The organism is Variovorax sp. NFACC27, from assembly GCF_048301545.1.
Lineage (GTDB): Bacteria > Pseudomonadota > Gammaproteobacteria > Burkholderiales > Burkholderiaceae_C > Variovorax > Variovorax gossypii.
Genome location: NZ_CP157613.1, coordinates 1603882 through 1629239, shown reverse-complemented (window position 1 = coordinate 1629239; position 25358 = coordinate 1603882). Strand labels below are relative to the sequence as shown.

The 25358-nt window shown below is 68.7% G+C and carries 23 protein-coding genes; 4 read left to right on the top strand and 19 right to left on the bottom strand.

Features of this window, described 5'->3' with window-relative positions:
* Positions 1–5: 5 nt before the first annotated feature.
* From ABL840_RS07565 to ABL840_RS07525, 9 genes are all read right to left on the bottom strand, one after another.
* Positions 6–980, bottom strand: a complete 975-nt coding sequence (locus tag ABL840_RS07565; RefSeq protein ID WP_093196554.1) for a carbohydrate kinase family protein — start codon at positions 978–980, stop codon at positions 6–8.
* A 21-nt stretch (positions 981–1001) separates the two neighbouring features.
* Positions 1002–1673 (bottom strand): transaldolase family protein, encoded by a 672-nt coding sequence (locus ABL840_RS07560; RefSeq protein WP_093196556.1) that lies wholly within the window; start codon positions 1671–1673, stop codon positions 1002–1004.
* 20 nt (positions 1674–1693) lie between these two features.
* Complete coding sequence (locus ABL840_RS07555; protein ID WP_093196558.1) at positions 1694–2482, bottom strand: L-iditol 2-dehydrogenase; 789 nt, start codon at positions 2480–2482, stop codon at positions 1694–1696.
* Entirely contained in the window at positions 2479–3873 is a 1395-nt protein-coding gene (gene dalD, locus ABL840_RS07550) for a D-arabinitol 4-dehydrogenase (RefSeq protein WP_093299793.1), read from the bottom strand. The genes ABL840_RS07555 and dalD overlap by 4 nt, the downstream gene beginning before the upstream one ends.
* Positions 3874–3952: 79 nt before the next feature.
* Positions 3953–4993, bottom strand: a complete 1041-nt coding sequence (locus ABL840_RS07545; RefSeq protein WP_093196562.1) for an ABC transporter ATP-binding protein — start codon at positions 4991–4993, stop codon at positions 3953–3955.
* A 170-nt stretch (positions 4994–5163) separates the two neighbouring features.
* Complete coding sequence (locus ABL840_RS07540; protein ID WP_093196564.1) at positions 5164–6000, bottom strand: carbohydrate ABC transporter permease; 837 nt, start codon at positions 5998–6000, stop codon at positions 5164–5166.
* 13 nt (positions 6001–6013) lie between these two features.
* Positions 6014–6871 (bottom strand): carbohydrate ABC transporter permease, encoded by an 858-nt coding sequence (locus ABL840_RS07535; RefSeq protein WP_093196566.1) that lies wholly within the window; start codon positions 6869–6871, stop codon positions 6014–6016.
* A 137-nt stretch (positions 6872–7008) separates the two neighbouring features.
* Positions 7009–8319 (bottom strand): ABC transporter substrate-binding protein, encoded by a 1311-nt coding sequence (locus tag ABL840_RS07530; protein ID WP_093196568.1) that lies wholly within the window; start codon positions 8317–8319, stop codon positions 7009–7011.
* Positions 8320–8499: 180 nt separating this feature from the next.
* Complete coding sequence (locus tag ABL840_RS07525; RefSeq protein ID WP_176947384.1) at positions 8500–9429, bottom strand: LysR family transcriptional regulator; 930 nt, start codon at positions 9427–9429, stop codon at positions 8500–8502.
* A 94-nt stretch (positions 9430–9523) separates the two neighbouring features.
* Here ABL840_RS07525 and ABL840_RS07520 point away from each other — a divergent pair, with 94 nt between their 5' ends.
* Together ABL840_RS07520 and ABL840_RS07515 are read left to right on the top strand one after the other, a co-directional pair.
* Positions 9524–10504, top strand: a complete 981-nt coding sequence (locus ABL840_RS07520; protein WP_093299790.1) for a Bug family tripartite tricarboxylate transporter substrate binding protein — start codon at positions 9524–9526, stop codon at positions 10502–10504.
* Positions 10505–10556: 52 nt separating this feature from the next.
* On the top strand, positions 10557–11630 hold the full coding sequence (locus tag ABL840_RS07515; RefSeq protein WP_093196572.1) for a 4-hydroxythreonine-4-phosphate dehydrogenase PdxA: 1074 nt from the start codon (positions 10557–10559) through the stop codon (positions 11628–11630).
* Positions 11631–11710: 80 nt separating this feature from the next.
* Here ABL840_RS07515 and ABL840_RS07510 read toward each other — a convergent pair whose 3' ends face one another.
* The 3 genes from ABL840_RS07510 to tal form a co-directional block, all read right to left on the bottom strand.
* Positions 11711–12043: a DUF805 domain-containing protein gene (locus ABL840_RS07510; RefSeq protein WP_093196574.1), complete on the bottom strand. Its 333-nt coding sequence runs from the start codon at positions 12041–12043 to the stop codon at positions 11711–11713.
* A 144-nt stretch (positions 12044–12187) separates the two neighbouring features.
* Positions 12188–13741 (bottom strand): glucose-6-phosphate isomerase, encoded by a 1554-nt coding sequence (pgi, locus tag ABL840_RS07505; RefSeq protein WP_093299787.1) that lies wholly within the window; start codon positions 13739–13741, stop codon positions 12188–12190.
* 2 nt (positions 13742–13743) lie between these two features.
* Positions 13744–14697 (bottom strand): transaldolase, encoded by a 954-nt coding sequence (gene tal, locus ABL840_RS07500; protein ID WP_093196578.1) that lies wholly within the window; start codon positions 14695–14697, stop codon positions 13744–13746.
* A gap of 254 nt (positions 14698–14951) precedes the next feature.
* Here tal and ABL840_RS07495 point away from each other — a divergent pair, with 254 nt between their 5' ends.
* Positions 14952–15632, top strand: coding sequence for a lipocalin family protein (locus ABL840_RS07495; RefSeq protein WP_093196580.1), 681 nt, complete (start codon positions 14952–14954; stop codon positions 15630–15632).
* Here ABL840_RS07495 and ABL840_RS07490 read toward each other — a convergent pair.
* The 4 genes from ABL840_RS07490 to ABL840_RS07475 are packed head-to-tail and all read right to left on the bottom strand — an operon-like array spanning position 15578 to position 20595.
* A complete protein-coding gene (locus tag ABL840_RS07490) occupies positions 15578–16240 on the bottom strand; it encodes an HAD family hydrolase (RefSeq protein ID WP_093196582.1) in 663 nt (220 codons plus the stop codon). The genes ABL840_RS07495 and ABL840_RS07490 overlap by 55 nt on opposite strands.
* A 12-nt stretch (positions 16241–16252) precedes the next feature.
* Positions 16253–17311, bottom strand: a complete 1059-nt coding sequence (locus ABL840_RS07485) for an ABC transporter ATP-binding protein (protein WP_093196600.1) — start codon at positions 17309–17311, stop codon at positions 16253–16255.
* Entirely contained in the window at positions 17308–19578 is a 2271-nt protein-coding gene (locus ABL840_RS07480) for an ABC transporter permease (protein WP_093196602.1), read from the bottom strand. Before ABL840_RS07480 ends, ABL840_RS07485 begins: the two co-directional genes overlap by 4 nt.
* Positions 19579–20595 carry an ABC transporter substrate-binding protein gene (locus ABL840_RS07475; protein ID WP_093196604.1) on the bottom strand — a complete coding sequence of 339 codons (1017 nt, stop codon included), beginning with the start codon at positions 20593–20595 and terminating at the stop codon, positions 19579–19581.
* A 178-nt stretch (positions 20596–20773) separates the two neighbouring features.
* Between ABL840_RS07475 and zwf the strand changes: the two genes are divergently transcribed.
* Entirely contained in the window at positions 20774–22243 is a 1470-nt protein-coding gene (gene zwf, locus ABL840_RS07470) for a glucose-6-phosphate dehydrogenase (protein ID WP_093196606.1), read from the top strand.
* Positions 22244–22270: 27 nt separating this feature from the next.
* Here the strand turns inward: zwf and ygiD are convergent, their stop codons facing one another.
* The 3 genes from ygiD to ABL840_RS07455 all read right to left on the bottom strand — a co-directional run bounded on the left by ygiD (position 22271) and on the right by ABL840_RS07455 (position 25342).
* On the bottom strand, positions 22271–23179 hold the full coding sequence (gene ygiD, locus ABL840_RS07465) for a 4,5-DOPA dioxygenase extradiol (RefSeq protein ID WP_093196608.1): 909 nt from the start codon (positions 23177–23179) through the stop codon (positions 22271–22273).
* An 88-nt stretch (positions 23180–23267) separates the two neighbouring features.
* A complete protein-coding gene (locus ABL840_RS07460) occupies positions 23268–24275 on the bottom strand; it encodes an ABC transporter ATP-binding protein (protein WP_093299785.1) in 1008 nt (335 codons plus the stop codon).
* Positions 24272–25342 (bottom strand): ABC transporter ATP-binding protein, encoded by a 1071-nt coding sequence (locus ABL840_RS07455; protein ID WP_093196612.1) that lies wholly within the window; start codon positions 25340–25342, stop codon positions 24272–24274. The genes ABL840_RS07460 and ABL840_RS07455 overlap by 4 nt, the downstream gene beginning before the upstream one ends.
* Positions 25343–25358: the final 16 nt, after the last annotated feature.

Here is a 25358-nt window from a genome sequence, read left to right as displayed (position 1 = left end):
CCGGCTCAAGGCCGGGAAGCAGCAGCAACAGCGGTATTTTGTGCCTTCGCCAGCGCGGCGTGAACCGCCTCCAGCGTCGGTGGATCGGCACCCTCGCGGGTGCAGTTGAGGGCGGCGGCGGTGGCGGCGAAGCCCATCACGGCCTTCCAGTCTTCGTCGCGCAGCCCGTCGAGCTGCCCGGGCCGTTCGACGCCGTGCGCGAGCAGCGACACCGACAGGCCGGCCGTGAAGGTGTCGCCAGCGCCGATGGTGTCGACCACGGTGACGCGCGGCGCGGCCACGCTCAGCGGCGCATGACCCGTGCGCCAGAGCGTCGCGCCGTCGCCGCCGCGCGTGACGATCACGGCGCGCGCGCCGGCCTTCAGGCACTCGGCGGCCAGCGCATCGACCGGCTGGCCAGGCGCGAGCAGCGCCGCGTCTTCGTCGCTGAGCTTGACCAGGTCGGCCATGCCGAACCAGCCGTTCACGCGCTCGCGATAGGCGGCCATGTCGGTGATCAGGCTGGGCCGCACGTTGGGGTCGAACACGATCACGCGCTGTCCCCGGTTCGCCGCGACCAGGTCGGCGATGCGCGTGGCGGCCGGGTCCTGCAGCAGCGAGATCGAGCCGAAGTGCAGGAAGCGGCACTCCGGCGGCAGCTGCGGCAGCGGCTCGGGCGCCCAGGTGGCGTCGGCACTGCCGCTCGTGTAGAAGGCGTAGCGGTTGGTCTGCGGCGTGCGCTCGACGAAGGCCAGCGTCGATGGTGCGCTGCTGCGCAGGATGAAGCTGGTGTCCACGCCGTTGCGCTGCAGGAAGCCCATCAGCCGCTCGCCGAACAGGTCGGTCGAGAGCTGCGTGAGAAAACCGGTCGGCTGCCCCAGCCGCGCGCAGGCCACGGCCGTGTTGAGCGGCGAGCCGCCCTCGTGCCCCAGGAACGCCAGGGTGCCAGCCTCGCTGGCGGTGAAATCGATGAGGGCTTCGCCCGTGAGTGCAATGCGCATGGTGTCTGGATTCTGTCTGGATCAGGGCAGGTCGCGCGCGTCGGCCAGGAAGCCGCGTTCGGCGGCCAGCGTGGCGGGATGATCGAGCAGTTCGGAAAACAGCCGCGGCGGGATGGTGATCGCGCCCACGCCCAGCTTCAGCAGCGAAAGGTAGGCCTCGCGCGAACGGATGCTGGCCACCAGCAGCCGCGTGCCGGAAGAAGGCCGCTGCGCGACCAGCGCCTGCATCTGTGCGATCAGCGCCAGGCCGTCGACGCCGGAGTCTTCCAGCCGGCCGAGGTACGGCGCAGCATAGGCCGCGCCGAGCTGCGCCGCGAAGTGCGCCTGCTCCGGCGCGTACACGGCCGTCCAGGTGACCGGCACGCCCTGCGCGATGAGCTGCGCGCCGGCGGCGAGTCCCTGGCGCGTGGCGGGAATCTTCACGACCAGCTGGCCGGGCTCGAAGTGCGACAACAGCTCCCGCGCGTCCTCCAGCATGCCGTCGGCGTCCTCCGAATAAACCTGCGCCTGCACCTGCCGCGCGCCCAGTTCGATGCAGCGCTGAAGCAGGCGGGGCAGCTCGCCGCGGCCGATGCCGGCGCGCTTGAGCAGCGTGGGGTTGGTCGTCACGCCGTGCACCACGGGGTGCGGCAGGCAGGTCTTCAGCTCGGACAGGTCCGCGCTGTCGAGGTACAGGTGGAAGTCTTCGTTCATCGCACGCAGGAAAGGAATCTTCAGCTCATGACATTGCCGCCATCGACATTGAGGGTCTGCGCCGTGATGTAGCGCGCCTCGTCGCTGGCGAGGAACACCGCCGCCCCCGCGATGTCGTCCGGCACGCCCATGCGTCCGAGCGGCACCGCCAGGCCGACCTGCCGCTTCTTCTCTCCGGGCGGCAGCCCCTCGGCCCTGGCGAACAGGCTGTCGACATGGTCCCACATCGGCGTGTCGACCACACCGGGAGCGATGCCGTTGACGCGGATGCCGTGCGGCGCCATGGCCAGCGCCGCGCTCTGCGTGTAGCTGATGACAGCCGCCTTGGTCGCGCAGTAGTGCGACACCAGCGCCTCGCCGCGCCGCCCCGCCTGCGAGGCCATGTTGATGACCGACGCGCCCTGCGTGCCGGCCTCCACCATGTGGCGCAGCACGGCCTGCATCACGAAGAACATGCCCTTCACGTTGACTGCGAACAGCCGGTCGAACGAAGCCTCGTCGCTGTCGAGCAGCGGCGCGAGGTCGAACACCGCCGCGTTGTTGAACAGCGTGTGGATCGGCCCGAAAGCGACCTGCGCCTCGGCCAGCATGTGCGCGATGGCCTTGGTGTCGGTCACGTCGGCCGCGATGTAGGCCAGCCTGTCGGGATGGCGCTGCTGCAGCGCGCGCACGGCTTCGGGCGCGGCCGCCGCGCGGTCGATCACCGTGCAGCGCGCGCCTTCGGCGATGCAGGCCGCGGCCACGGCCAGACCGATGCCGCCGCCCGCGCCGGTCAGCAGCACGTGCCGGTCCTGCAGGCGGCCGCTCATGACTTGCGCTCCGCGGCCTTCTGCACGAAGCGCGCGACGCGTCCGCCCGCCCGGCGCACGGTGTCGATCAGCCGGGCATCGCCCGCGAGATTGCCCCACAGCCCCGCGTCGGAACACAGCGCGACGACCGGGTCGGCCGCATCGCAGATGGCGTGCGCCACCGCTTCGTCCATGCCCTGGTCCTGGTAGGCATAGGGCAGCGCGCCCTTGTGCCAGCGCTGCAGGAAGGCCAGGAACAGCGCCGGCAGCATCGCCACGCTCTCGATGGGCTGGCCGGCGGCGAGGCGCTCGCGCACCGTCGGCGCGATGAAGCCCGGAATCTTCGAGAAGCCGTCCGCCGCCACGCGCTGGTTGGTGTCGCGGATGGCGGGGTTGCCGAAGCGGTCGAGCACCACGTCGCGATACGCCGCGAGGTCGATGGGGCTGGGGCTCAGGCAGGGAATGACATCGTCGGTGACATAGTCGAAAGCCATCTTGCGGATGGCCGCGTCGTGCGTGCCCTCGTGGATGAAGCCGAGCCCCACCAGCGTGCCCGCCCAGGCGATGCAGCTGTGCGTGGCGTTGAGGATGCGGATCTTCGCCTCTTCGTACGGCTGCACCGACTCGACCAGCTCCACTCCCACGCGGCCCCAGTCGGGCCGGGCGGCGATGAAGTCATCCTCGATCACCCACTGGATGAAGCTTTCGCCGGTGATGGCAGCCGCATCGTCGCGCCCGGTGGCCGCCTTCACGCGCGCGCGCAGCTCGGGCGGCGGGCGCGGCGTGATGCGGTCGACCATGGCGTTCGGACAGCGCGTGTTCGCGTTGACCCAGGCCAGCAGATCGGCATCGCCCGCCAGCTCGATGAATTCCAGCAGGCCGGCGCGGAAGCGGTCGCCGTTGTGGCGCAGGTTGTCGCAGTTCAGCAGCGTGACCGGGCCCGCGTCCGCGGCCTTGCGCGCGCGCAGGATGGCGCAGACGGCGCCGTAGATGGTCACACCGTCGCCGCCGGTCTCGCCGCGCCGGGCGCGTTCCACGTCGGCTGCCAGGTCGGGGAACGACAAGTCCAGCCGGCCCTTGTCGTCGAGGTAGTAGCCCGCCTCGGTCACGGTGAACGAGACGATGCGCGTCGAGGGCGCCGCGCCGCGCGCGATCACGTTGGCCAGCGAGTGCTCCCAGGGCAGCACCTCGCGGATGGCGCCGATCTCCTCGTAGCGGTACTCGCCCGCGGGCGAGACGGTCTCCAGCGTGTAGCGCCCGCCCTGCGCCTTCAGCGCCGCGACGACGTCGGCCATGTCCGGCCGGATGTTGGCGCCCGACAGCGACCAGCGGGTGTCGCCCGCATCGATCAGCCGCTGCAGGTACACGGCCTGGTGGGCTCGGTGGAACGAGCCGAGGCCGAGGTGAAGCACCGTGAACTCGGAAAGAGCCGGTGGAGTTTGCGCAATGGTCACGAAGATGTCCGTTGAAAAGACGGTGGATGGTTGGGGATCACGCCAGGACCGAACGGCCCTCGCGGTTGAACAGATGCAGCACCGACGGATCGAGCTCCACGGCCACGTCGTCGCCGGCCTGCAGCGGCGTGCGCTCGTTCTGCCGCGCGATCAGCGGCACGCCTGCCACGTCGACGTGGATGAGCGTGTCGGCGCCCAGCGCCTCGATCAGCTCCACGCGCCCCAGCACGTCCGACACCGGCGCGCCCTGCTTCGGATGCACGCGCAGGCCCTCGGGCCGCACGCCCAGGAAGCCGTCGGACGGCAGCCGGCCACCGGTGGCGGCGGAGAAGGAAGGAATGGCGTTCGCCGCCACCATGTTCATCGACGGCATGCCGATGAACTGCGCGACGAACTGGTTGGCCGGGCGGTCGTAGAGTTCCAGCGGCGTGCCGACCTGCTCGATGAGCCCGTCCTTCAGCACCACCACGCGGTCTGCCAGCGTCATGGCCTCGACCTGGTCGTGCGTCACGTAGATGGTGGTCGCGCCCAGCGCGCGGTGCAGCTTGTGGATCTCCACCCGCGTGTTGCCGCGCAGCGCCGCGTCGAGGTTCGACAGCGGCTCGTCGAACAAGAACACCTTCGGCGCACGCACGATGGCGCGCCCGATGGCCACGCGCTGGCGCTGGCCGCCCGAGAGATCCTTCGGCGTGCGGTCGAGGTACTGCGTGAGGTTCAGCGTCTTCGCCGCGTACTCGACCTTGGTCTTGATCTCGCTCTTCGACACGCCCGCCAGCTTGAGCGCGAAGGACATGTTGTCGTACACGCTCATGTGCGGATAGAGCGCGTAGCTCTGGAACACCATCGCGAGGTCGCGCTTGCCCGAGGGCGCCCAAGTGATGTCCTTGCCGTCGAGCAGCAGGTTGCCGCTGGTGATGGGCTCCAGCCCTGCGATCAGCCGCAGCAGCGTCGACTTGCCGCAGCCCGAGGGCCCGACGAAGACGATGAACTCGCCCTTCTGGATCTGCAGGTCGACGCCCTTGATGATGTTGACTTCACCAAAGCTCTTCTTGATGTTCTTGAGTTCGAGGTAGGCCATTCACGACTCCTTGATGTTTTGCCGGCAGGCGACCGATGCGCCGACGTTGTTCGAAAGCGCGCGGCGCAATCCGGGAGCTGCCGCGGAACCGGCTTTGCCGGGCCGCTGGCAGCGCCCCCTCGAGGGGGTTGGCGAAGCGACACGCAGTGCGCGAAGACTGGGGGTGGTGTTCATTTCACGGCACCGAAGGTGAGGCCCTGGACGAGCTGCTTCTGGCTGAACCAGCCGAACACCACGATGGGCGCGATGGCCATCAGCGAAGCCGCGGACAGCTTTGCCCAGAACAGGCCCTCGGGGCTGGAGTACGAGGCGATGAGCGTGGCCAGCGTGCCGGCCTTGGCGGAGGTGAGGTTCAGCGCCCAGAAGGCCTCGTTCCAGCTCAGCACCAGGCACAGCAGGCCGGTGGATGCGAGGCCGCCCACCGACAGCGGCATCACGACGTGGCGGAACTCGGTCCAGAGGTTGGCGCCGTCCATGCGCGCGGCCTCCAGGATCTCGGGCGGGATGTCCTTGTAGGCGCTGTAGAGCATCCACACCATGATCGGCAGGTTCGACAGCGTGAACACGATGGTCAGCGCGGTGAGCGAGTCCAGCATGCCCGCGGTCTGCGCGATCACGTAGATCGGCACCAGCGCGCCCACGGCCGGCATCATCTTGGTGGAGAGCATCCACATCAGGATGTCGCGCGTCTTCTTCGTGCGGAAGAAGGCCATCGAGTACGCGGCCGGCGCCGCGATCAGCAGGCCCAGGATGGTCGAGCCCAGGCTGGTGATGAGCGAGTTGCGCGCGTACAGCAGGTAGTCGCTGCGACGCTGCACCTCGCCGAAGTTGTCGAGCGTGGGCTCGAAGATGAAGAGCGGCGGCACGTGGATGGCCTGCAGCTCCGTCTTGAAGGCCGTGAGGAACAGCCAGCCGAGCGGAAAGAACAGCAGCAGCGCGACGGCCCACGCGCCAATGGTGCGCAGCAGTTGCGGCAGGAAGTTGCTGGGAGCTTGTGTCTGTTGCATGGCGTGCGGCTCCTCAGTCCAGGTTCTTGCCGATGATTCGGATGAGGAACACGGCCACGATGTTGGCCAGCACCACCGCGAACAGCGCACCCGCCGAAGCCACGCCCACGTCGAAGTTCATGAGCGACTGCTTGAAGATCATGTAGGTCATGTTGGTGCTCTCGTTGCCCGGGCCGCCGTTGGTGGTGATGGCGATCTCGGCGAACACGCTGAGCAGAAAGATCATCTCGATCATGATCACCACCGCCATGGGGCGCGCGAGGTGCGGCACGGTGAGATAGAAGAAGCGCTGGAACGCGCTCGCGCCGTCCATGCGCGCGGCCTCCATCTGCTCGCGGTCGAGCGACTGCAGCGAGGTGATGAAGATCAGGCAGGCGAAGGGCAGCCACTGCCAGGCCACCATGATGATCACCGACAGCAGCGGCACGTCGGTGAGCCAGTCGACCGGCTCCGCGCCGAAGGCGCGCCACACGTCGGCCAGGATGCCGTAGATGGGGTTCATCATCATGTGCTTCCACAGCAGCGCATTGACCGCGGGCATGACGAAGAAGGGCGAGATCAGCAGCACGCGCACGATGCCGCGTCCCGGGAAGGGCTCGTTCACCAGCAGCGCGAGCAGCACGCCGAGCACCACGGTGATGACGATCACGCTGCCGATCAGCAGCAGCGTGTTCCAGGTGGCCGGCCAGAAGTCGGGGTCGGTGATGAAGTAGTGAAAGTTCTCGATGCCCGCGAATGTGCGCTCGCCGGGCTGCATGAGGTTGTAGTTCACGAACGAGAAGTACAACGTCATCACCAGCGGCACGATCATCCAGGCGAAGAGCGTGAGCACGGCGGGCGCCATGAGGGCGCGTGGCAGGAGTCTTTTCATTGTGTGTTCCTCTCTGAGGCTGTTGCCCCCTCTCCCGCTTGCGGGAGAGGGTTGGGGTGAGGGCAATCGTCGCCGGCTGTGGACGCGCTGCCCCTCACCCTGGCCCTCTCCCCGAGGGGAGAGGGGAAGGAAGCGGCTTACTTGTAGTAGCCGGCCTTCTTCATCTCGCGCTCTGCAGCGGTCTGCGAGGTCTTCAGCGCCTGGTCGACCGTGACCTTGCCCGACAGCGCCGCGCTCATCTGCTGGCCCACCGCCACGCCGATGGCCTGGAACTCGGGAATGGCCGCGTACTGCACGCCGGCGTACGGCGACTTGGGCAGCGTGCTGTCGGTGAGGTTGGCGCTGTCGATCGCCTTCTTCTCGGCCGCGGCGAACTTGGCGACCTTCTGGAACTCGGGGTTCGCGTAGGTCGACTTGCGCGTGCCGGTCGGCACCGAGGCCCAGCCGGTTTCCTTGGCCACGAGGGCGATGTAGTCCTTGGAGGTGGCCCACTTGATGAACTTCTGCGCCGCCTCGTCCTTGGTCGAGCTGGCCGGAATGGCGAGGTTCCACGACCACAGCCAGTTGGCGCCCTTCGGCGTGACGGCGGTGGGTGCCTGCGCGAAGGCCACCTTGTCGGCCACCTTCGACTGCTTCGGGTCGCTGATGAACGAGGCCGCGATGGTCGCGTCCACCCAGGCCGCGCACTTGCCTTCGTTGAAGAGCGCGAGGTTCTCGTTGAAGCTGTTGGCCGACGCGCCCGGAGGGCCGTCCTTCTTCATCAGGTCGACGTAGAAGCCGATCGCGTCCTTCCAGGCCTTGGTGTCGATCTGCGGCTTCCACTGCATGTCGAACCACTGGCCGCCGTTGGTGTTGACCAGCGTGGTCAGGAAGGCCATGTTGTCGCCCCAGCCCGGCTTGCCGCGCAGGCACATGCCGTACACGCCCGCCTTCGGGTCGTTGGCCTTGTCGGCGAACTCCTTCACCTGCGCCCAGGTGGGCTGTTCGGAGAACTTCACGCCCACCTTGTCGGCCAGGTCCTTGCGGTACATGAGCATCGAGCTCTCGCCGTAGAAGGGCGCGGCGTAGAGCTTGCCTTCGTTCGACAGGCCGTCGCGGATGGCGGGCAGCAGGTCGTCAACGTCGTAGGCGGCGTCGGTGGCGATGGGCTTGAGCCAGCCCTTCTTCGACCAGATCGGCGTCTCGTACAGGCCGATGGTCATCACGTCGAACTGGCCGCCCTTGGTGGCGATGTCGGTGGTCACGCGCTGGCGCAGCGTGCCTTCTTCAAGGGTGACCCACTTGAGCTTGATGTCGGGGTTGGCCTTCTCGAAGAAGGGGGTGAGCTTCTGCATCTCGATCATGTGGCCGTTGTTCACGGTCGCGATCACGAGTTCGGTGGCGGCCTGCGAGACGACGCCCGTACCGATGAGTGCGAGGACGAGGCCCGCTTTCAGAAAACGCTTCATGTTTGTCTCCTAGAGGTGAGCGACGCCCAGGTCCTGTCGGGTCGCCGTGCCGCGAATTCTGGAGAAGCACGCCTGCGGTTTTGGTACTGCCGCCGCCATCACCAGTACTTTCATGCACCAGTTGGCTAGTGAATTCCCTAGTTAACGCAATACAGCATGGAAAACAGCAGCACAAAGGCTTCAAGCGCCGCCCAGCAGCTGGCGGCGCAGCTGCGCGGCCGCGGGCGACAGCGCCCGGTCGGTGCGGGTGATGAGGCAGATGGGCGGCACGCGCACCGGCAGCTCGATCGGAACGGCACGCAGCACGCCCAGGCGGGCGTAGTGGTCGGCCTGCGAGGCGGGCATCACGGCCGCCATGTCGGAGCTCTCGAGCAAGGCTGTGATGGCGATGGGCGATGCCGTTTCGATGATGTCGAGCCGCTCGGAGATGCCCGCCTCGCGCATCGCCGCCTCGAAGCGCCCGCGCTGCGGCGAGCCCGGCGGCTGCAGCACCCACGACCAGCCCGCCATCTCGGCCAGCGTGACGGTGGCACGCTCGAACACCGGGTGGGCGGCGCGCACCACGACCACCTGCAGCTCGCCCAGCAGCGGCACGCTCGCGTACCTCGCCTCGTCGTGGCCGTCGGTGAGGCGGCCCAGCACGAAATCGACGTCGCCCTGCTCCAGCTGCGCCTGGATCACGTCGCTGGTCTCGACCACCACCGACACCGCCACCTGCGGGTGCCTGCGGTGGTACTCCACGAGAGCCGGCGCCAGCAGCCCCGGCACCGCGCCGGGCACGCTGCCCACGCGCAAGGCGCCGCTGAGGCCCGAGCGCAAAGCGAGCATTTCCTCGCGGGCGGTGCCGAAGTCGCTGAGCACGCGGCGGGCATAGCGGATCAGGATCTCACCGTAGGGCGTGGGCTCCATGCCGCGCGCCAGGCGCTCGAAGAGCTTCTCGCCCAGCGAATCCTCCAGCTGCTGCAGCAGCTTGGTGGCCGCGGGCTGGCTGATGTTCATGGCCTCGGCCGCCCGGCCGAGGTGGCGGTGGGTGTCGAGCCGGGCGAGCAGAAGCAGCTGGCGCGGCCGCACGAGGAGCATCAGCGAGGCATCGGAAGGGCCTTGAGTCATGCACAAAAGTATATGGAGCTCCCGGCTTTTTCGATTGGATCGCACGGGCAAAGCTCCGTACGCTGGGCACCACTACAAGCAGGAGACAAACCCGATGAAGACTTCCTTTCTCGCCCGCGCGGCAGGGCTGGCGGCCGTCGCCGTGCTGGCGGCGATGCCGGCCGGCGCACAGCAGCAGGCCTATCCCGACAAGCCGATGCGCATCATGGTCGGCGCCTCGCCCGGCGGCGGCACCGACATCCTGGCGCGCGTGCTGGCCGACAAGTTCTCGCCCGCGCTCAAGCAGCCCGTGGTGGTCGAGAACCGGCCCGGCGCCTCCAACACCATCGCGGGCGAGCTCACGGCCCGCGCGCCGGCCGACGGCGCCACGCTGCTGCTGGCCACCAACACGGCGCAGGCGGTGGCGCCGCACATCCTCAAGCTCAAGTACGACCCGCTGAAGGACCTGCAGCCCGTGGGCCTTGTGGCCGTGATGCCCAACGTGCTGGTGGTGTCGGCCAGCTCGCCCTACAGGTCGGTGAAGGACCTGGTGGCGGCCATGGCCGCGAAGCCGGGCAGCTTCAAGTACGCCTCTTCCGGCATCGGCAGCACCCAGCACGTGGGCGGCGAGGCCTTCAACCTGGCCACGGGCATGAAGTCGATCCATGTGTCCTACAAGGGCAGCTCGCAGGCGCACGTCGACATCATCGCGGGCGAGGTCGACATGATGTTCGACAGCACCTCCTCGGCCATGGGCCAGATCAAGGCCGGCAAGTTCCGCGCGCTGGCGGTGAGCGCGCCGCAGCGCTCGCCCGAGCTGCCCGACGTGCCCACGCTCGCCGAGCAGGGCATCAAGGGCGCCGACGTGTCAACCTGGTACGGCCTCTACGTCACGGCCGGCACGCCGCGCCCCGCCGTCGAGCGGCTGAGCGCCGAGCTCTCGCGCACGCTGAAGCTGGCCGACGTGCAGACGCGCATCAAGGCGCTGGGCGGAGAGCCCGGCGGGCTGACCGGCGAACCCTTCGCGGCCATGAACAGGCAGGAGTTCGACCACTACGGCCAGCTCGTGCGCGACGCCAACATCAAGGCCGAATGAAACGGCCGGACGTTCCTTCTCTTCTCCTCACCAACCGCATCCGACCGACACCATGTCCACCCCTTCCCCCAAGACCCAGAGCGTGACCTCCGCCAAGCCCCGCATCGCCGTGCTGCTCGGCGACCCGAGCGGCGTCGGCCCCGAGATGGCCGTGAAGCTGCTGGCGCGCCAGCGCAACCTCGACGCCGCGCACGTGCTGCTGATCGCCGACCCGGTGGTGCTCGCGGCCGGCGAACGCGCGGCGGACGCGAAGCTCGATCCACTGCGCATCGACAGCCTCGACGCGCTGCGCTTCGAGGACGGCCGCCCCACCCTGCTCGCATGCGACTGGATGGCGGGGCAGGAGCCCGTGCCGGGCGAATCGAACGAGCAATCGGGCCGGGCTTCGTTCGAGGCCCTCGAGCTGGCCACGCAGGCGGTGCTGCAGGGGCAGGCCGACGGAATCCTGTTCGCGCCGCTCAACAAGCACTCGCTGCGCCTGGGCGGACTGGTGCACGAGGACGAGCTGCGCTACATGCAGGAGCGCTTCGCGGTGAAGGGCTTCGTCTGCGAGTTCAACCTCACCGGCTCGCTGTGGACCTCGCGCGTGACCTCGCACATTCCGCTGAAGGACGTGGCGAGCCACATCACGGTGCAGGGCGTGGGCGATGCGGTGAAGATCATCGCCAGTGCCCTGCGCCGCGCGGGCGTCGCGCAGCCGCGCATTGCGGTGACGGGGCTCAACCCGCACGCGGGCGACGGCGGCTCCATCGGCATGGAAGAGATCGAGATCATCGCGCCCGCCATCGAGCAACTGCGCGCCGAGGGCTTCGATGCGCGCGGGCCCTTCTCGCCCGACACGGTGTTCATCGGCGCGCGGCGTGGCGACGTAGACGCGGTGGTCTCGATGTACCACGACCAGGGCCAGATCGCGATGAAGCTCATGGGCTTCGAGCAGGGCGTGACGCTGCACGGCGGCCTGCCGGTGCCGGTGGCCACCTCGGCCAGCGGCAGTGCCTTCGACATCGCGGGCAAGGGCATCGCGAAGATCGAAGGACTGCAGCAGGCCTTCGACCTGTGCGTGCGCATGGCGGGCGGCGCGCCGGTGCGCGTCGCGGCGCAGGCGACTGCGGAAGCCGCGGCCTGAACCGCATCGGCAGGTGCGTCGGACCCAATGAAAAAGGGCCGCTTGCGCGGCCCCTTCTTCTTTTCTTCTTCTTTTGAAACTCAGGCGGTCGGCGGCTCGCCGTAGCTGTTCGACTCGGGCTGCGTCGGCTGCACGTAGAAGTAGATCAGCACGAGGTTGACGAGCGGGATGAGCGCCAGCAGCAGGAACCAGCCGCTCTTGCCGATGTCGTGCAGGCGGCGCGCTCCCACGGCCAGTGCGGGCAGCAGCAGGCCCAGGGCCGCGATGCCGTACACGAAGCGATGGATCAGGCTTGCCACGATGAGAATGACCAGCTGCGCAAGCACGAACCACCAGAACTCCGAGCGCGATGCGCGCCCGGTGAAGTCCGTGTACTTGCTCAGGCAGGTCTTGACCGCTGTTTGAAAATCCATTGATCGACTCCTCTTTTGTGATTGGTCCCAGGGAAATTTCCCCGGGCCATCATATCGACGCGTCTTTCAACGGCAAATACGGCCGGAAGCCATAGCCAGGCTTAAAACAAAAGACTCCGAAACGGCCTTGCGGCCGTCTCCGGATCAGCGCGAGAGCCGCTTCAGCAGGCCCGCGGTCGAGGCATCGAGTCCCGTGATGTCGCCCGATGCGAGGCGCGGTTCGATGTCCTTGGCGAGCACCTTGCCGAGCTCCACGCCCCACTGGTCGAAGCTGTTGATGCCCCACAGCGCGCCGCTGGTGAACACGCGGTGCTCGTACATCGCGAGGAAGGCACCCAGCGCCTCGGGCGTGAGCTTCTCGAACACGAAGAAGGTGCTCGGCCTGTTGCCCGGGAAGTTCTTGTGGCCGCCCTCGTCGAGCTTGCCCACCATCAGCGCCTGCGCCTGTGCGAGCGCATTGGCCAGCAGCTTGGGGTGATGGCCCTCGAGGTCGTGCGAGGCATCGCGCACCGCCACGAACTCGAGCGGAGTCACGTCGGTGCCCTGGTGCAGCATCTGGAAGTAGGCGTGCTGGCCATTGGTGCCCGGTTCGCCCCACAGCACCGGCGAAGTGCCGAAGGCCAGCGGCTTGCCGCTCGCATCGACCTGCTTGCCGTTGCTTTCCATCTCGAGCTGCTGCAGGTAGGCCGGCACGCGCTTCAGTGCGCTGTGGTACGGCGCGATGCTGCGGCTCGTGAACTTGTGGAAGTTGCGATACCAGACGTCGAGCAGGCCCAGGCGCACCGGCAGGTTGCGCTCCAGCGGCGCGGTGCGGAAGTGCTCGTCCATCGCGTGCGCGCCCGCCAGCAGCCGGCGGAAGCCCTCCGCGCCGATGGCCAGCGCAATGGGCAGCCCGATGGCCGACCACAGCGAATAGCGCCCGCCCACCCAATCCCAGAAGCCGAAGGTGGTGTCGATGCCGAACTTCTTCGCGGCTTCCACATTGGTGGTGAGCGCCGCGAAGTGGCCCGCGATGTCGGTGCCGCCCGACTGCTCGTACCAGCGCTTGGCCGACTGCGCGTTGGTCATCGTCTCGGCCGTGGTGAAGGTCTTGGAGGCGATGAGGAACAGCGTGTGCTCCGGCGCCAGGCCCTGCAGCACGCCGGCCAGCTCGTGGCCGTCGACGTTCGAGACGAAGTGGAAGCGCTTGCCCGGCGCGGCGAACTCGGCCAGCGCCAGCACCGCCATCTGCGGGCCGAGGTCGGAGCCGCCGATGCCGATGTTGACCACGTCGGTGATCGTGTGGTCGGCGCGCACCTTCTCGGCATAGGCCAGCATCGCGTCGAGCGTGGCGTGCACCTCGCGCAGCTCGCTGGCCGTCTTCGGGCCCGTGGGCGCATCGGCCGGGGCGCGCAGCAGCGTATGCAGCACGGCGCGGTCTTCGGTGTTGTTGATGTGCTCGCCGGCGAACATGGCGTCGCGGTGCGCCTCGAGGCCGCATTCGCGGGCCAGCTTGAAGAGCAGCTCCTCGGTGCGCGCGTCGATCAGGCTCTTCGACAGGTCGGCGAAGACGTAGGGAGCCTCCTGGCTGAAGCGCTCGAAGCGGCCCGCGTCGTCGACGAAGGCATGGCGCAGGTCGAACTGGCGGCCGGCGGTCTCGAAGGCGGACTGCAGTTGCGCCCAGGCCGGCGCGCGGTCGCAGCGAAGGGTCATGGCCATCTTTACTTGCCGCTTTCCTGCATGAGCTTCTCGAGCTTCACGGCGTCGGCCGCGAAGGCGCGGATGCCTTCGGCCAGCTTCTCGGTGGCCATGGCGTCCTCGTTGAGCGCGAAGCGGAAGCCCGCCTCGTCGTAGCTCACCTTGGCGATGTCGGCGCCGGCGGCCTTGGCGTCGAGCGCGTGCTGCAGCGGCTCGTTGCTCGCGGTCAGCTCGGCCAGCAGCTCGGGGCTGATGGTCAGCAGGTCGCAACCGGCCAGGGCCTTGATCTGGCCCACGTTGCGGAAGCTCGCGCCCATGACCTCGGTCTTGATGCCGTGCTGCTTGTAGTACGCGAAGATCTGGCGCACCGACTTCACGCCCGGGTCGTTGGCGCCGGCGTTCGCGGCCTCGTCCCAATTGGCGCCGGCCGACTTCTTGTACCAGTCGTAGATGCGGCCGACGAAAGGCGAGATGAGCTGCACGCCCGCCGCGCCGCAGGCCACGGCCTGCGCGAACGAGAACAGCAGCGTCAGGTTGGTGCGGATGCCCTTGCGCTCGAGCTGGCGCGCGGCCTCGATGCCTTCCCAGGTGGAGGCCACCTTGATGAGCAGGCGCTTTTCGGTGTCGATGCCTTCGGCCTTGTAGAGCGCCACGATGCGCTCGCCGCGCGCGATGGTCGCGGCGGTGTCGAAGGACAGGCGGGCGTCGACCTCGGTGGAGACGCGGCCCGGGATGATGGAAAGGATTTCGGTGCCGAAGCGCACCAGCAGGCGGTCGATGACCTCGTCGAGCGGCTTGCCTGCGTGCTTCTTCACGGCCTCGTCGAGCAGCGGCCGGTATTCGGGCTTCTGCACGGCCTTGAGGATCAGCGACGGATTGGTGGTCGCGTCCTGCGGCTTGGAAATGCTGAGCTGTTTGAAGTCACCGGTGTCTGCGACGACGGTGGTCCACTGGCGGAGGGCATCGAGTTGGTTCATGAAATCATTATCCTGTGCCGGTTGTGACAAGACCTGCACGCAGTTGCGCGCCGGCCGATGTTTTCATGCGCACCGTAGCACGGGTTTCCACGCGGCTCCATCAGCCTGCGGCCGGTGGGGTTGTCGGATCTTCCCGGCCCGTCTTCCCGCCCCCGTGCCCTACAGCGCCTGTGGTCCGTGGCTTACGGTCGCGCGCACCTGCGCTGGCTAGCCTGAGGCTTACGCCGAATGTCTTCAGCCTCAGGAGTGCCTCCATGACCCAACGCCCGCGCCCCGGCGCCACCGCCGTCCAGCCCTTCGATGACCGCCGTACCAGCAACGCGATAGGCGCGATGGCCACGGCCTTCGTCGTCGGGGGCGTGGCTGCGTGGTTCACGATGGGCGCGGCACGCAGCGCCGCCCGCGCCCGCTTGAGCAGACCAGCCGGCCCGGCCGACGGCGCACCGCTGATGCGCGCGCCGCTGCAGGTGGTGGCACCGGTCGACCTGGAGCGCTATGCGGGTCTCTGGCACGAGCAGGCCCGCCTGCCGAACCGCTTCCAGAAACAGTGCGCCGGCCCCGTGACCGCCGAATACACGCTGCAGCCGGACGGCACCGTGCAGGTGCGCAACCGCTGCGTCAGGGAAGACGGGAATTTCGACGAAGCCGTCGGCACCGCACGTGTGGTGCCCGTGGCGGGCCAGCCCGGCGCGGGCCGGCTGGAGGTGCGATTCGCGCCGGCGTGGCTCGGCTGGCTGCCCATGGTCTGGGGCGACTACTGGATCCTGAAGCTCGACCGCGAATACCAGGTGTCGCTGGTCGGCACGCCCGACCGCGAGTACCTCTGGGTGCTGTCGCGCGCCCCGCGCCTGGAAGACGCGCTGCTGCAGGCCGAGCTGGACTACGCCCGCAGCCTGGGGTTCGACACGGGCAAGGTGACGCTGACCGGCAGGTAGCGCTGCAGCTGCGACGGCAGCATGGCCGGCGCGGTGCAGTGGATGGCCTGCCAGCCGAAGGCGCGCGCCGCTTCCACGTTGGCGGCGGAATCGTCGATGAACACGGTCTGCGCCGGGTCGAGGCCGTGGCGCATGGCCAGCACCTCGTAGATCTCCCGCTCGGGCTTGAGGAACTTCACGTCCCCCGAGAACACGCCGCCGTCGAAGCGCCGCATGAAGTCGTGCCGCCGCTCGATGGCCCGCGCGTACGGCGAAGGCATGTTCGAAAGGTAATACAGGCGCAGCGGCTGGCCGGCATCCCGGTGGGCCATGAGCTCACCGAGCATCTCGACCGTGACGCCGATGGGCTCCAGCCGCTCGCCCAGCCCGTCGAGCATGGCGTACAGCGGCTCGGGCGGCAGCGCCAGCCGGGCCGACATGCGGGCGATGGAGTCGGCCAGCGTGCGGGTGCCGCAGTCGAAGCTGGTCCAGTCGTCGTGATGGAAAAGCGCGCGGCCCATGGCGGCCGCGGCGGCCTCAGTGGGGGCGTGTTGGGCGAGATGGGCCTGTACCAGCCGCGTGGGCTCCCATGCGAACAGCACGGCGCCCAGATCGAAAACCACGTTCATGGCGCCATTGTTTCATGCGCCGGGCACCACGCTCACGCCATGGGCTCCCAGGGACAGGGTGGCCTGCGCGCCGGCCGCCAGCGGGCTGGACAGGTCGGTCGACACCACGAAGACCGGCCCCAGGGAGGTATCGAAGCCGTATTCGTAGAAGCTGCCGAGGTAGGCCGCCTTGCGCAGCGTGGCCGGCAGGCCGCCCGAGGCTCCGACTGCCCCGCCGGCACCGATCTGCCAGGCTTCGGGCCGCACCGCCACCTTCACCGTACCGGGCGCCACCGCATAGCGCGGCTGCAGGCGCAGCGGGCCTAGCGCCACGCTGCCGTCGACCTCGGCCACCGCCGGGAACACCATCGCCTCGCCCATGAAGCCGGCCACGAACTCGCTCTCGGGCCGGCCGTAGAGCTGCTCGGGCGTGCCGCGCTGGGCGATCACGCCGTGGTCCATCACGATGATCTGGTCGCTCACCGCCAGCGCCTCGCTCTGGTCGTGCGTGACATAGGCCACCGTGAGCTTCAGCCGCTGCTGCAGCGCGCGGATCTCCTCGCGCATCTCGCGGCGCAGCCGGGCGTCGAGGTTCGACAGCGGCTCGTCGAAGAGCAGCACCGCCGGCTCCAGCACCAGCGCACGCGCCAGCGCCACCCGTTGCTGCTGGCCGCCCGAGAGCTCGCTGGGCAGCCGCTCGTCGAAGCCGACCAGGCCCACGCCTCGCAGCGCCTCGCGCGCCCGCGCCGCGGCCTCGTCCTTCTTCACGCCGCTCATGCGCAGGCCGTAGGCCACGTTCTCGATCACGTTCATGTGCGGGAACAGCGCGTAGCTCTGGAACATCATGCTCACGTTGCGCTCGGCCGGCCCCAGCGTGGTGACGTCGCGCCCGCCCATGAAGATCGAGCCCGAGGTCGGCGACTCCAGCCCCGCGATCATGCGCAGCGTGGTCGTCTTGCCGCAGCCCGAGGGCCCGAGGATGGTGGTGAGCGTGCCCACCGGCACCTCGAAGCTGATGCCCTTGACGGCCAGCGGCGCGTTCTTGTCCGCGCCGTAGCGCTTGGTGACATTGCGGAATTCGATGCCGTTCATGTCAGCCCCTCCATCTTGTGATGTCCCTGGTGTTGTTGTGCGGACCCTCGCCGCCCCAGCTTGCGCTCCCCCACCACCCACTGCACCAGCGCGATGGCCAGCGACATCAGGATCATGAGCACCGTGCAGTAGGCCAGCGCGATGCCGTAGTCGCCGTTGCCCACGCGGCCGATGATGTAGGTGGTGGCGAGCTCGTTCTCGGCCGTGACCAGGAAGATCACCGCGCTCACCGTCGTCATGGCGCGCACGAAGCTGTAGACCAGCGCGGCCACCAGCGCCGGCTTCAAGAGCGGCAGCACCACCTTGAAGAGCGTCTGCGAGGTCGATGCGCGCAGCATCAGCGAGGCCTCGTCGAGCGAGCGGTCGAGCTGCTTGAAAGCCGCGGTGCCGGCGCGCACGCCCACCGGCAGGTTCCGGAACATGAAGCACAGCACGATGATGAGCCCCGTGCCCGTGAGCTCGAGGGGCGGCACGTTGAAGGCCAGGATGTAGCTCACGCCCAGCACGGTGCCCGGAATGGCGAAGGCCAGCAGCGCGCCGAACTCGAAGAGGCCCTGCCCCCTGAACTCGTTGCGCGCCAGCAGCCAGGCGATGAGCAGGCCCAGCGCCGCTGTGATGGGCGCCGAGATGCCCGCCAGCTTGAGCGTGGTGATCAGCGAGTTCCACGCCGTGCCGGCCCACACCAGCCCGAACTGGCCCCACTCCAGCGAGAACGCGGTCTTGAAGTGGTTCAGCGTGAAGGTGTAGTCGCGGCCCCAGGTCTGCACGAAGCCGCCCGCGAAGGCGAACAGGTAGACCACGGCGGTGAACGCGATCCACGGCATCGCGATGCAGTAAATGGTGCGACGCACCCCGTCGGGCAGCGCCATGGGGATGCCGGCGTCGCCCTTGCCGCTGACGGTCGTGTAGTTCTGCTTGCCGAGCAGCCCGCGCTGCAGCGCGAACACGCCGAGCGCGAAGAGCGTGAGCACCCAGGCCAGCGAGGCCGCGCGGCCCTGGTCGTACTGCGCGCCGACGATGGCGAAGAAGATGTCGGTCGACAGCACCGAGAACTGCCCGCCCACCACCACCGGATTGCCGAAGTCGGCGATGCTTTCGATGAAGCCCACCAGGAAGGCGTTGGCCAGCCCGGGCTTCAAGAGCGGCAGCGTGATGGTGAAGAAGGCCCGGCGGCGGTCGGCGCGCAGCATCTGCGCGGCCTCCTCCAGGCTGGGCGCAATGCCCTGCACCACGCCGCGCATGATCATGAAGGCAATGGGCGTGAAGGCGAAGAGCTGCGCCACCAGCACGCCCGGCATGCCGTAGAACCAGCGCGTGGGCTCGATGCCGAAGACGCTCTCCAGCACCTGGTTGACGATGCCGGCGCGGCCGAACAGCAGGATCAGCCCCAGCCCCACCACGAAGGGCGGCGTGATGATCGGCAGCAGCGCCAGCACCCGCAGCGCGCCCTGCCCGCGCTTGCTGCCGCGCTCGGCCATCAGCGCCATCAGCGTGCCGAGGAAGGTGGTTCCGGCGGCCGTGAGCAGCGCCAGCACCAGCGTGTTCCACGCCACGCCGCAGCGCACGCCGCCGGACAGGCAGCCCAGGCCCCAGATGCGCTCGGTGAACACGCGGGCGACGAAGGCGCCGATCGACCATTGGCCGTCTTCATTGAAGAACGCGCCCGACAGCGCCTTGCTCACCGGGTAGGCGATGAACAGCGCCATCAGCACGCCGCAGCCGACGACGGCCGCCGCAACGAACAGGTCGCCCTTGAAGAGCCCCAGCCGCGCGATGCCGAAGGCCGCCAGCAGCACCAGCGCCGTGAGCGCCACGAAGCCGCCCGCGCCGATGCCGAACTGGTTGACAGCCAGCTCGCCGAACTGCGTGTTGAGCGCGGCCACGCTCCAGCCGCGCGCGCCGATGGTGAAGCCGGTGGCGGCGAGCCCGAGGGCGCCGATCAGGCCGCCGGCGAGCAGCCAGCGCCCCTGCGCCCTGCCGGCCGGAAGCCACGCCCCCACGGCGCACAGCAGCAGCCCGGCGAGCCCCACGAAGAGCCAGCTGCGGCCCTGCGTCGCGGCCTGCATCAGGCCGTTGGCGCCCTCCGCCTGGCCGAACACCTGCGGAACGGCCTCGTACCAGGTCGAGTCCTGGATCGCATACCAGGGCAGCAGCAGGTAGGCCGCCAGGCCCAGCGCGACCCACGCCCAGACCCAGCGCTGCGAACGCCGGGCCGCCGCCAGCGACGCCGGGTTGACCGGCGCGCCTTCGATGGAACGCGCTTCCACTTATCGGGGCAGCGAATTGACGTCTTTTTCCCAGCGCGCGATCAGGCGACGGCGCTCGGCGCTGGCGCCGTACCTGGCGTAGTCGTAGTTGATGAACTTGATCTTCTTGAAGTCGGGAATCCGCGGGTCGAGCTTGGCGTTGACGTTGCTCGGCAGCTGGAACTGCTTGTTGGCGGCGCCCAGCTCCTGCGCCCCGGGCGTCAGGGCCCACTCGTAGAACTTCTTGGCGGCGTCGAGGTTGCGCGCGCCCTTGACGATGCTCATGGAGCCGATCTCGGCGCCGGTGCCGTCGCTCGGGGTGATGGTCTCGACCGGGAAGCCCTGCATCTTCTCGCCGGGGCCGTCGTGCACGAAGCTGATCGACACGGCCGTCTCGCCGCGCGCCACCGCCTTGATCGGGCCGGTGCCCGAGCGGGTGTACTGGCCCACGTTCTTGTGCAGCGCCTTGAGGTAGTCGAAGGCCTTGTCCTCGCCCATGAGCTGCACCAGCGTGGCGATCATGGTGTAGGCCGTGCCGCTGGAGGCCGGGTTGGCCACCTGGATGTCGCCCTTGTACTCGGGCTTGAGCAGGTCGGCCCAGGTCTTGGGCACGGGCAGCTTCTTCTTGGCCAGCAGCTCGGGGTTGTAGCCGAAGCCCAGCGGGCCCGAGTAGATGCCCACCGTCTTGTAGCCCGACTGCTTGGCCTGCTGCTGCGCCCAGGGATGCAGCTGCGACAGCGTGGGCGACTTGTATTCGAGCGTGAGGCCCTGCTCGGCCGCCTGCAGGTGCGGGTCGCCGGTGCCGCCGAACCAGACGTCGGTCTTGGGGTTGTCCTTTTCCGCGATCAGCTGGGCCAGCGCCTCGCCCGAGCCCTTGAGCGCCATGTTGATGCGCACGCCGGTGGTGCGGGCGTAGACGGTCGCGATCACGTTGCACCATTCGGCCTGGACCGAGCAGATCACGTTGACGGTCTGGGCCGAGGCCGCGGCCGACAGGCCCAGCAGTGCCGCTGCGGTAAGAATCTTGCTTTTTTTCATCTGGTCTCTCTTCCTCTGTACTGCTCTCGGCAATAAAAAAAGGCCTCGCGGCCATCGGCCAGCGTAGCTTTAGTACAGGCCCGGCGAATCCGTACAAGTACCATCGTGCCTGGGGCATGTCGCATCCGCGACCAAGGCGGCCCGGCTCGGCATTCAGACAAGGAAGGAAAGTTTTCTCATGAGCTTCGATCTCGTTCTGTTCGGCGGTACTGGCGATCTCGCGTGGCGCAAGCTGATGCCCGCGTTGTTCCAGGCATTCCGGCACGGCAGCCTTCCCCCCGAGGGCCGCATCGTCGGCGTAGCGCGGGACGACCTGTCGGACGACCAGTACCGGGAGCTGATCCAGTCGCGCTTCAGCGCGGTCGAAGGCGCCAAGCGCCCCTCGCCGGAGGAGTTCAAGAAGTTCGCCTCCATGCTGCACTACCTGCGCATGGACCTCTCCAAGCCCGACGACTACGCCCGCCTGGCCGGCCTGCTCAACCAGCGCGACGCCAAGACGGTCGTGATGTACGTGGCCACCGCCCCCGCGCTCTTCACCCAGGTGGTCGAGCAGATCGCCGCGGCCGGCCTCAACGGCCCGCGCACCCGCATCGTGCTCGAGAAGCCGCTGGGCCACGACCTGGCCTCCAACCGCGCCATCAACTCCGCCGTGGGCAAGGTGCTCGAGGAGAAGCAGGTCTTTCGCATCGACCACTACCTCGGCAAGCCCTCGGTGCAGAACCTGTTCGCCATGCGCTTCGGCAATGCGCTGTTCGAGCCCATCTGGCGCCGCGAGCACATCTCCAACATCCAGATCACCATCGCCGAAGACCTGGGCGTGGAAAAGCGCGGCGCCTTCTACGACCAGACCGGCGCGCTGCGCGACATGGTGCAGAACCACGCGCTGCAGCTGCTGTGCGCCGTGGCCATGGAGCCGCCCATCAACGCGCACGCCGACGCCATCCGCGACGAGAAGCTCAAGGTGCTGCGGGCGCTGAAGCCCTGGACGCCGGAGAGCCTGGGCCTGCACGCGGTGCGCGGCCAGTACACGGCCGGCACGGCCTACGGCGAACGGGTGCCGGGCTACCGCGACGAGGCGGGCGTGAACCCCGACAGCCGCACCGAGACCTTCGTGGCGCTGCGCACCGAGATCGCCAACTGGCGCTGGGCCGGCGTGCCCTTCTACATCCGCACCGGCAAGCGGCTGGCCTCGCGCGATGCGCGCATCGAGGTCAACTTCCGCCCCACGCCGCACGCCATCTACCGCGCGCCGGCCGGCAACGTCAACAAGCTGGTGATCAACCTGCAGCCCAAGGACGGACTGGAGCTGCACATGCTCGCGCAGGCCCAGGACAACCGCCAGCGCAACGGCCACCAGAGCTCGGCCGCGCAGCTGGCGCCGGTTCAGCTCGACCTCGACTTCGACAAGCGCTTCGGCTCCGAGCGCGTGGGCGCCTACGAGCGCCTGCTGCTCGACGTGATCGACGGCCGCCTCAACCTGTTCGTGCGCAGCGACGAGCAGGAAGAAGCATGGCGCTGGGTCGAGCCGCTGATCGACAACTGGGAATCGGACGGCGGCCCGCGCCCCTATGCGGCGGGCACCTGGGGGCCGAGCGCCTCGAGCGCGATGATCGCGCGCGACGGCTTCTCCTGGGGCGAGGAGCAGTAACGCCCTCTCCCGCCTTCGGCGCGCTGCTCAGCCGAACTGCAGGCAGCGCATGCTGAGCGTGCCCGACTGGAATCCCTCGTAGACCGTCTTCGCGCGCTCGCTGCTGCCGGCGGCGCCGAGGGCGTAGAGGAAGGGGAAGTAGTGGTCGGGCGTCGCCACCGCGGTCGACGCGCCTTCCAGCTTCGCGTAGTCGACCAGCGCACGGTCGTCGCGGCCCGCCAGCGCCGACTTCACGGCATCGTCGAAGGATTGCGCCCACGGCCGGCTGGCGCTCGGGCCGTCCGGCGTTCCACGGTCGGTGGCGCGCAGGTTGTGCACCACGTTGCCGCTGCCCATCACCAGCACGCCCCTGTCGCGCAGTGCGGCCAGGTCCCGGCCCACCGCATAGTGGAAGGCGGCCGGCTTGTCGTAGTCGATGCTGAGCTGGAACACCGGGATGTCGGCCTTGGGGTAGAGGTGCTTCAGCACCGTCCACGTTCCGTGGTCCAGGCCCCATTGATCGGTGGCGATCACCGGCGCCTGCTTCACCACGCCGACGGTCTCGCGGGCCAGCGTCGGGTGGCCGGGCGCCGGGTATTCGATGTCGAACAGCGCCTGAGGAAAGCCGCCGAAGTCGTGGATCGTCTTCGGGCGCTCCTGGATGCCGACGCCGGTGGCGCCCCGGCTGAGCCAGTGCGCCGACACGCTGAGGATCGCCGACGGCCGGGGCAGCTCCTTGCCCCATGCCGCCAGCCGGCGCGTGAAGGCGTTGTCGGTGATGGCGTTCATCGGCGAGCCATGGCCGATGAAGATCACCGGCATGCGGCGAGTGGCGGCACCGGCGGCCTGCACGCTGCAAGCCAGGGAGGCAAGCACCACGGTCGCGCCCACGGCTGTTCCCATCAGGAAGCCGCGGCGGCCGAGTTCGGTCGTTGCGAGAGTCGTCGTCAATGGCATGGCGGGACTCTGCAACGGCTTCCGGCGCAAGGCAGTGCCTTTACGCACACTTTTCCGGAGATCGGGCAACGGCTCGGATCAGCGCACGCTAGATGCGCCCCTCCTCGACCGCGTGGCAGGCCACCTGCACGCCCTTGAGGCTCAGCAGCTTCGGCCGCTCGGAAGAGCAGCGCGCATTCGCGTGCGGGCAGCGCGGGTGAAAGGCGCAGCCCGTGGGCGGATTCAGCGGATTGGGCACCTCGCCCTGCACGGGCGTGCGCGAACGGCCCGTGTGCTTCATCTGCGGAATGGCGTCGAGCAGCATGCGGGTGTACGGATGCTGCGGTTCCGCGAACAGCTTCTGCTTGTCGGCCACCTCGACCAGCCGGCCCAGGTACATCACGCCGACCTGGTCGGCCACGTGGCGCACCACCGCGAGGTTGTGCGAGATGAAAAGGTAGGTCAGGCCCCGCTCGCGCTGCAGGTCCTTCATGATGTTGAGCACCTGCGCCTGCACGCTCACGTCGAGCGCCGAGGTGGGCTCGTCGCACACCAGGAACTCGGGCTGCGTGGCGAGCGCGCGCGCGATGGAGATGCGCTGGCGCTGGCCGCCCGAGAACTGGTGCGGGTACTTGCTCATGTCCAGCGGCGACAGGCCGACCGACTTGAGCAGCTCGCCCACGCGCTCGCGCAGCGCTGCCTTGTCGCTCAGGATGTCGTGCTCGCGCAGCGGCTCGCCGATGATGTCTTCGACGATCCAGCGCGGGTTGAGGCTCGCGTAGGGGTCCTGGAAGATCATCTGGATGCGGCGGCGCAGTTTGCGGCCCTCGGGGGTCTTGAACGCGGCGTGCGCGTCCTGCCCGTCGAAGGTCAGGCCGCCGCGCGTGGGCGCATACAGGCCCACCAGCAGCCGCGCCACCGTGCTCTTGCCGCAGCCCGATTCGCCCACCAGCGCCAGCGTCTTGCCGCGCTCGATGGAGAAGCTCACGCCGTCCACCGCGTGCAGCAGCACGCGCGGCTTGCGCTCGAGTACGCGGTTGAGCCAGGGCGGGGAAACGTCGAAGGTGCGCGCGAGGTCCTGGGCGACGACGAGCGGTTCGCTTGCCACGGCGTTCATCGCGTCACCTCCACAATGGGTTCGGCCGCCTCGGGCGTGGCGCGCTCGCCGGCCGCCAGCGCGTCGTGGTGCCTCGCGGCGATCTCGGCCTGGCCCGCGTGCGGGTCGGCCGCGTCGTGCAGCCAGCAGGCGGCGCGCGTGGCACCGGCATGCATGAGTTCGGGCCGCTCGACGAGGCAGCGCGCGAAGGTGCGCGGGCAGCGCGGGTTGTAGGCGCAGCCCGTCGGGATGGCGTTGAGCCGCGGCATCGCGCCATCGATCTGGTTGAGCCGCTCGCGGTCGCTGGTCATGTCGGGAATCGAGCCCATCAGGCCCGAGGTGTAGGGGTGCGCGGGCTGGTGGATCACTTCGTGCACCGGGCCGATCTCCGCGATGCGGCCGGCATACATCACGGCCACGCGGTCACAGGTTTCGGCGATCACGCCCATGTCGTGCGTGATCAGCATCACCGCCGCGCCGCGTTCCTTGCAGACCTGCTTGAGCAGCTGGATGATCTGCGCCTGGATCGACACGTCGAGCGCGGTGGTCGGCTCGTCGGCCACGATGAGCTTTGGCTCGGCCGCGAGCGCCAGCGCGATCACCACGCGCTGCCGCATGCCGCCGGAGAACTGGTGCGGAAAGTGGTCGATACGCTGCTCGGCGGCGGGAATGCCGGTGTCCTGCAGCAGGCCGATGGCCCGCTTGCGCGCCTCGGACTCGTTCACCGGCAGGTGGGAGCGGATGGTTTCGACCAGCTGCCGGCCCACGGTGTAGAGCGGGTTCAGCGAAGTCAGCGGGTCTTGAAAGATCGCGCCGATCTTGCGCCCGCGGATGGGCCGCATCGCCTCGAAGCCGAGGTTGTCGATACGCTGGCCCTCCAGCAGGATCTCTCCGCCGGCCACGCGGCCCGGCGGCTCGAGCAGGCCGATGATGGCCGCGCCCGTGAGCGACTTGCCGGCGCCCGATTCGCCCACCACGCCGAGGATTTCGCCCGGCGCGATGTCGAAGGAAATGCGGTCGAGCGCGCGCAGCGTGCCCCGGCGGTTCGGGAATTCGACGACGAGGTCTTTGACCTGGAGCAGCGTCATGGTGGCGTTCTCCTTA

What these genes read in the sequence shown, in the direction of transcription:
- ABL840_RS07565 (WP_093196554.1), bottom strand. Translation starts at nt 980, where the DNA reads ATGCGCATTGCACTCACGGGCGAAGCCCTCATCGATTTCACCGCCAGC.
- ABL840_RS07560 (WP_093196556.1), bottom strand. Translation starts at nt 1,673, where the DNA reads ATGAACGAAGACTTCCACCTGTACCTCGACAGCGCGGACCTGTCCGAG.
- ABL840_RS07555 (WP_093196558.1), bottom strand. Translation starts at nt 2,482, where the DNA reads ATGAGCGGCCGCCTGCAGGACCGGCACGTGCTGCTGACCGGCGCGGGC.
- ABL840_RS07545 (WP_093196562.1), bottom strand. Translation starts at nt 4,993, where the DNA reads ATGGCCTACCTCGAACTCAAGAACATCAAGAAGAGCTTTGGTGAAGTC.
- ABL840_RS07540 (WP_093196564.1), bottom strand. Translation starts at nt 6,000, where the DNA reads ATGCAACAGACACAAGCTCCCAGCAACTTCCTGCCGCAACTGCTGCGC.
- ABL840_RS07535 (WP_093196566.1), bottom strand. Translation starts at nt 6,871, where the DNA reads ATGAAAAGACTCCTGCCACGCGCCCTCATGGCGCCCGCCGTGCTCACG.
- ABL840_RS07530 (WP_093196568.1), bottom strand. Translation starts at nt 8,319, where the DNA reads ATGAAGCGTTTTCTGAAAGCGGGCCTCGTCCTCGCACTCATCGGTACG.
- ABL840_RS07525 (WP_176947384.1), bottom strand. Translation starts at nt 9,429, where the DNA reads ATGACTCAAGGCCCTTCCGATGCCTCGCTGATGCTCCTCGTGCGGCCG.
- ABL840_RS07520 (WP_093299790.1), top strand. Translation starts at nt 9,524, where the DNA reads ATGAAGACTTCCTTTCTCGCCCGCGCGGCAGGGCTGGCGGCCGTCGCC.
- ABL840_RS07515 (WP_093196572.1), top strand. Translation starts at nt 10,557, where the DNA reads ATGTCCACCCCTTCCCCCAAGACCCAGAGCGTGACCTCCGCCAAGCCC.
- ABL840_RS07510 (WP_093196574.1), bottom strand. Translation starts at nt 12,043, where the DNA reads ATGGATTTTCAAACAGCGGTCAAGACCTGCCTGAGCAAGTACACGGAC.
- pgi (WP_093299787.1), bottom strand. Translation starts at nt 13,741, where the DNA reads ATGGCCATGACCCTTCGCTGCGACCGCGCGCCGGCCTGGGCGCAACTG.
- tal (WP_093196578.1), bottom strand. Translation starts at nt 14,697, where the DNA reads ATGAACCAACTCGATGCCCTCCGCCAGTGGACCACCGTCGTCGCAGAC.
- ABL840_RS07495 (WP_093196580.1), top strand. Translation starts at nt 14,952, where the DNA reads ATGACCCAACGCCCGCGCCCCGGCGCCACCGCCGTCCAGCCCTTCGAT.
- ABL840_RS07490 (WP_093196582.1), bottom strand. Translation starts at nt 16,240, where the DNA reads ATGAACGTGGTTTTCGATCTGGGCGCCGTGCTGTTCGCATGGGAGCCC.
- ABL840_RS07485 (WP_093196600.1), bottom strand. Translation starts at nt 17,311, where the DNA reads ATGAACGGCATCGAATTCCGCAATGTCACCAAGCGCTACGGCGCGGAC.
- ABL840_RS07475 (WP_093196604.1), bottom strand. Translation starts at nt 20,595, where the DNA reads ATGAAAAAAAGCAAGATTCTTACCGCAGCGGCACTGCTGGGCCTGTCG.
- zwf (WP_093196606.1), top strand. Translation starts at nt 20,774, where the DNA reads ATGAGCTTCGATCTCGTTCTGTTCGGCGGTACTGGCGATCTCGCGTGG.
- ygiD (WP_093196608.1), bottom strand. Translation starts at nt 23,179, where the DNA reads ATGCCATTGACGACGACTCTCGCAACGACCGAACTCGGCCGCCGCGGC.
- ABL840_RS07460 (WP_093299785.1), bottom strand. Translation starts at nt 24,275, where the DNA reads ATGAACGCCGTGGCAAGCGAACCGCTCGTCGTCGCCCAGGACCTCGCG.
- ABL840_RS07455 (WP_093196612.1), bottom strand. Translation starts at nt 25,342, where the DNA reads ATGACGCTGCTCCAGGTCAAAGACCTCGTCGTCGAATTCCCGAACCGC.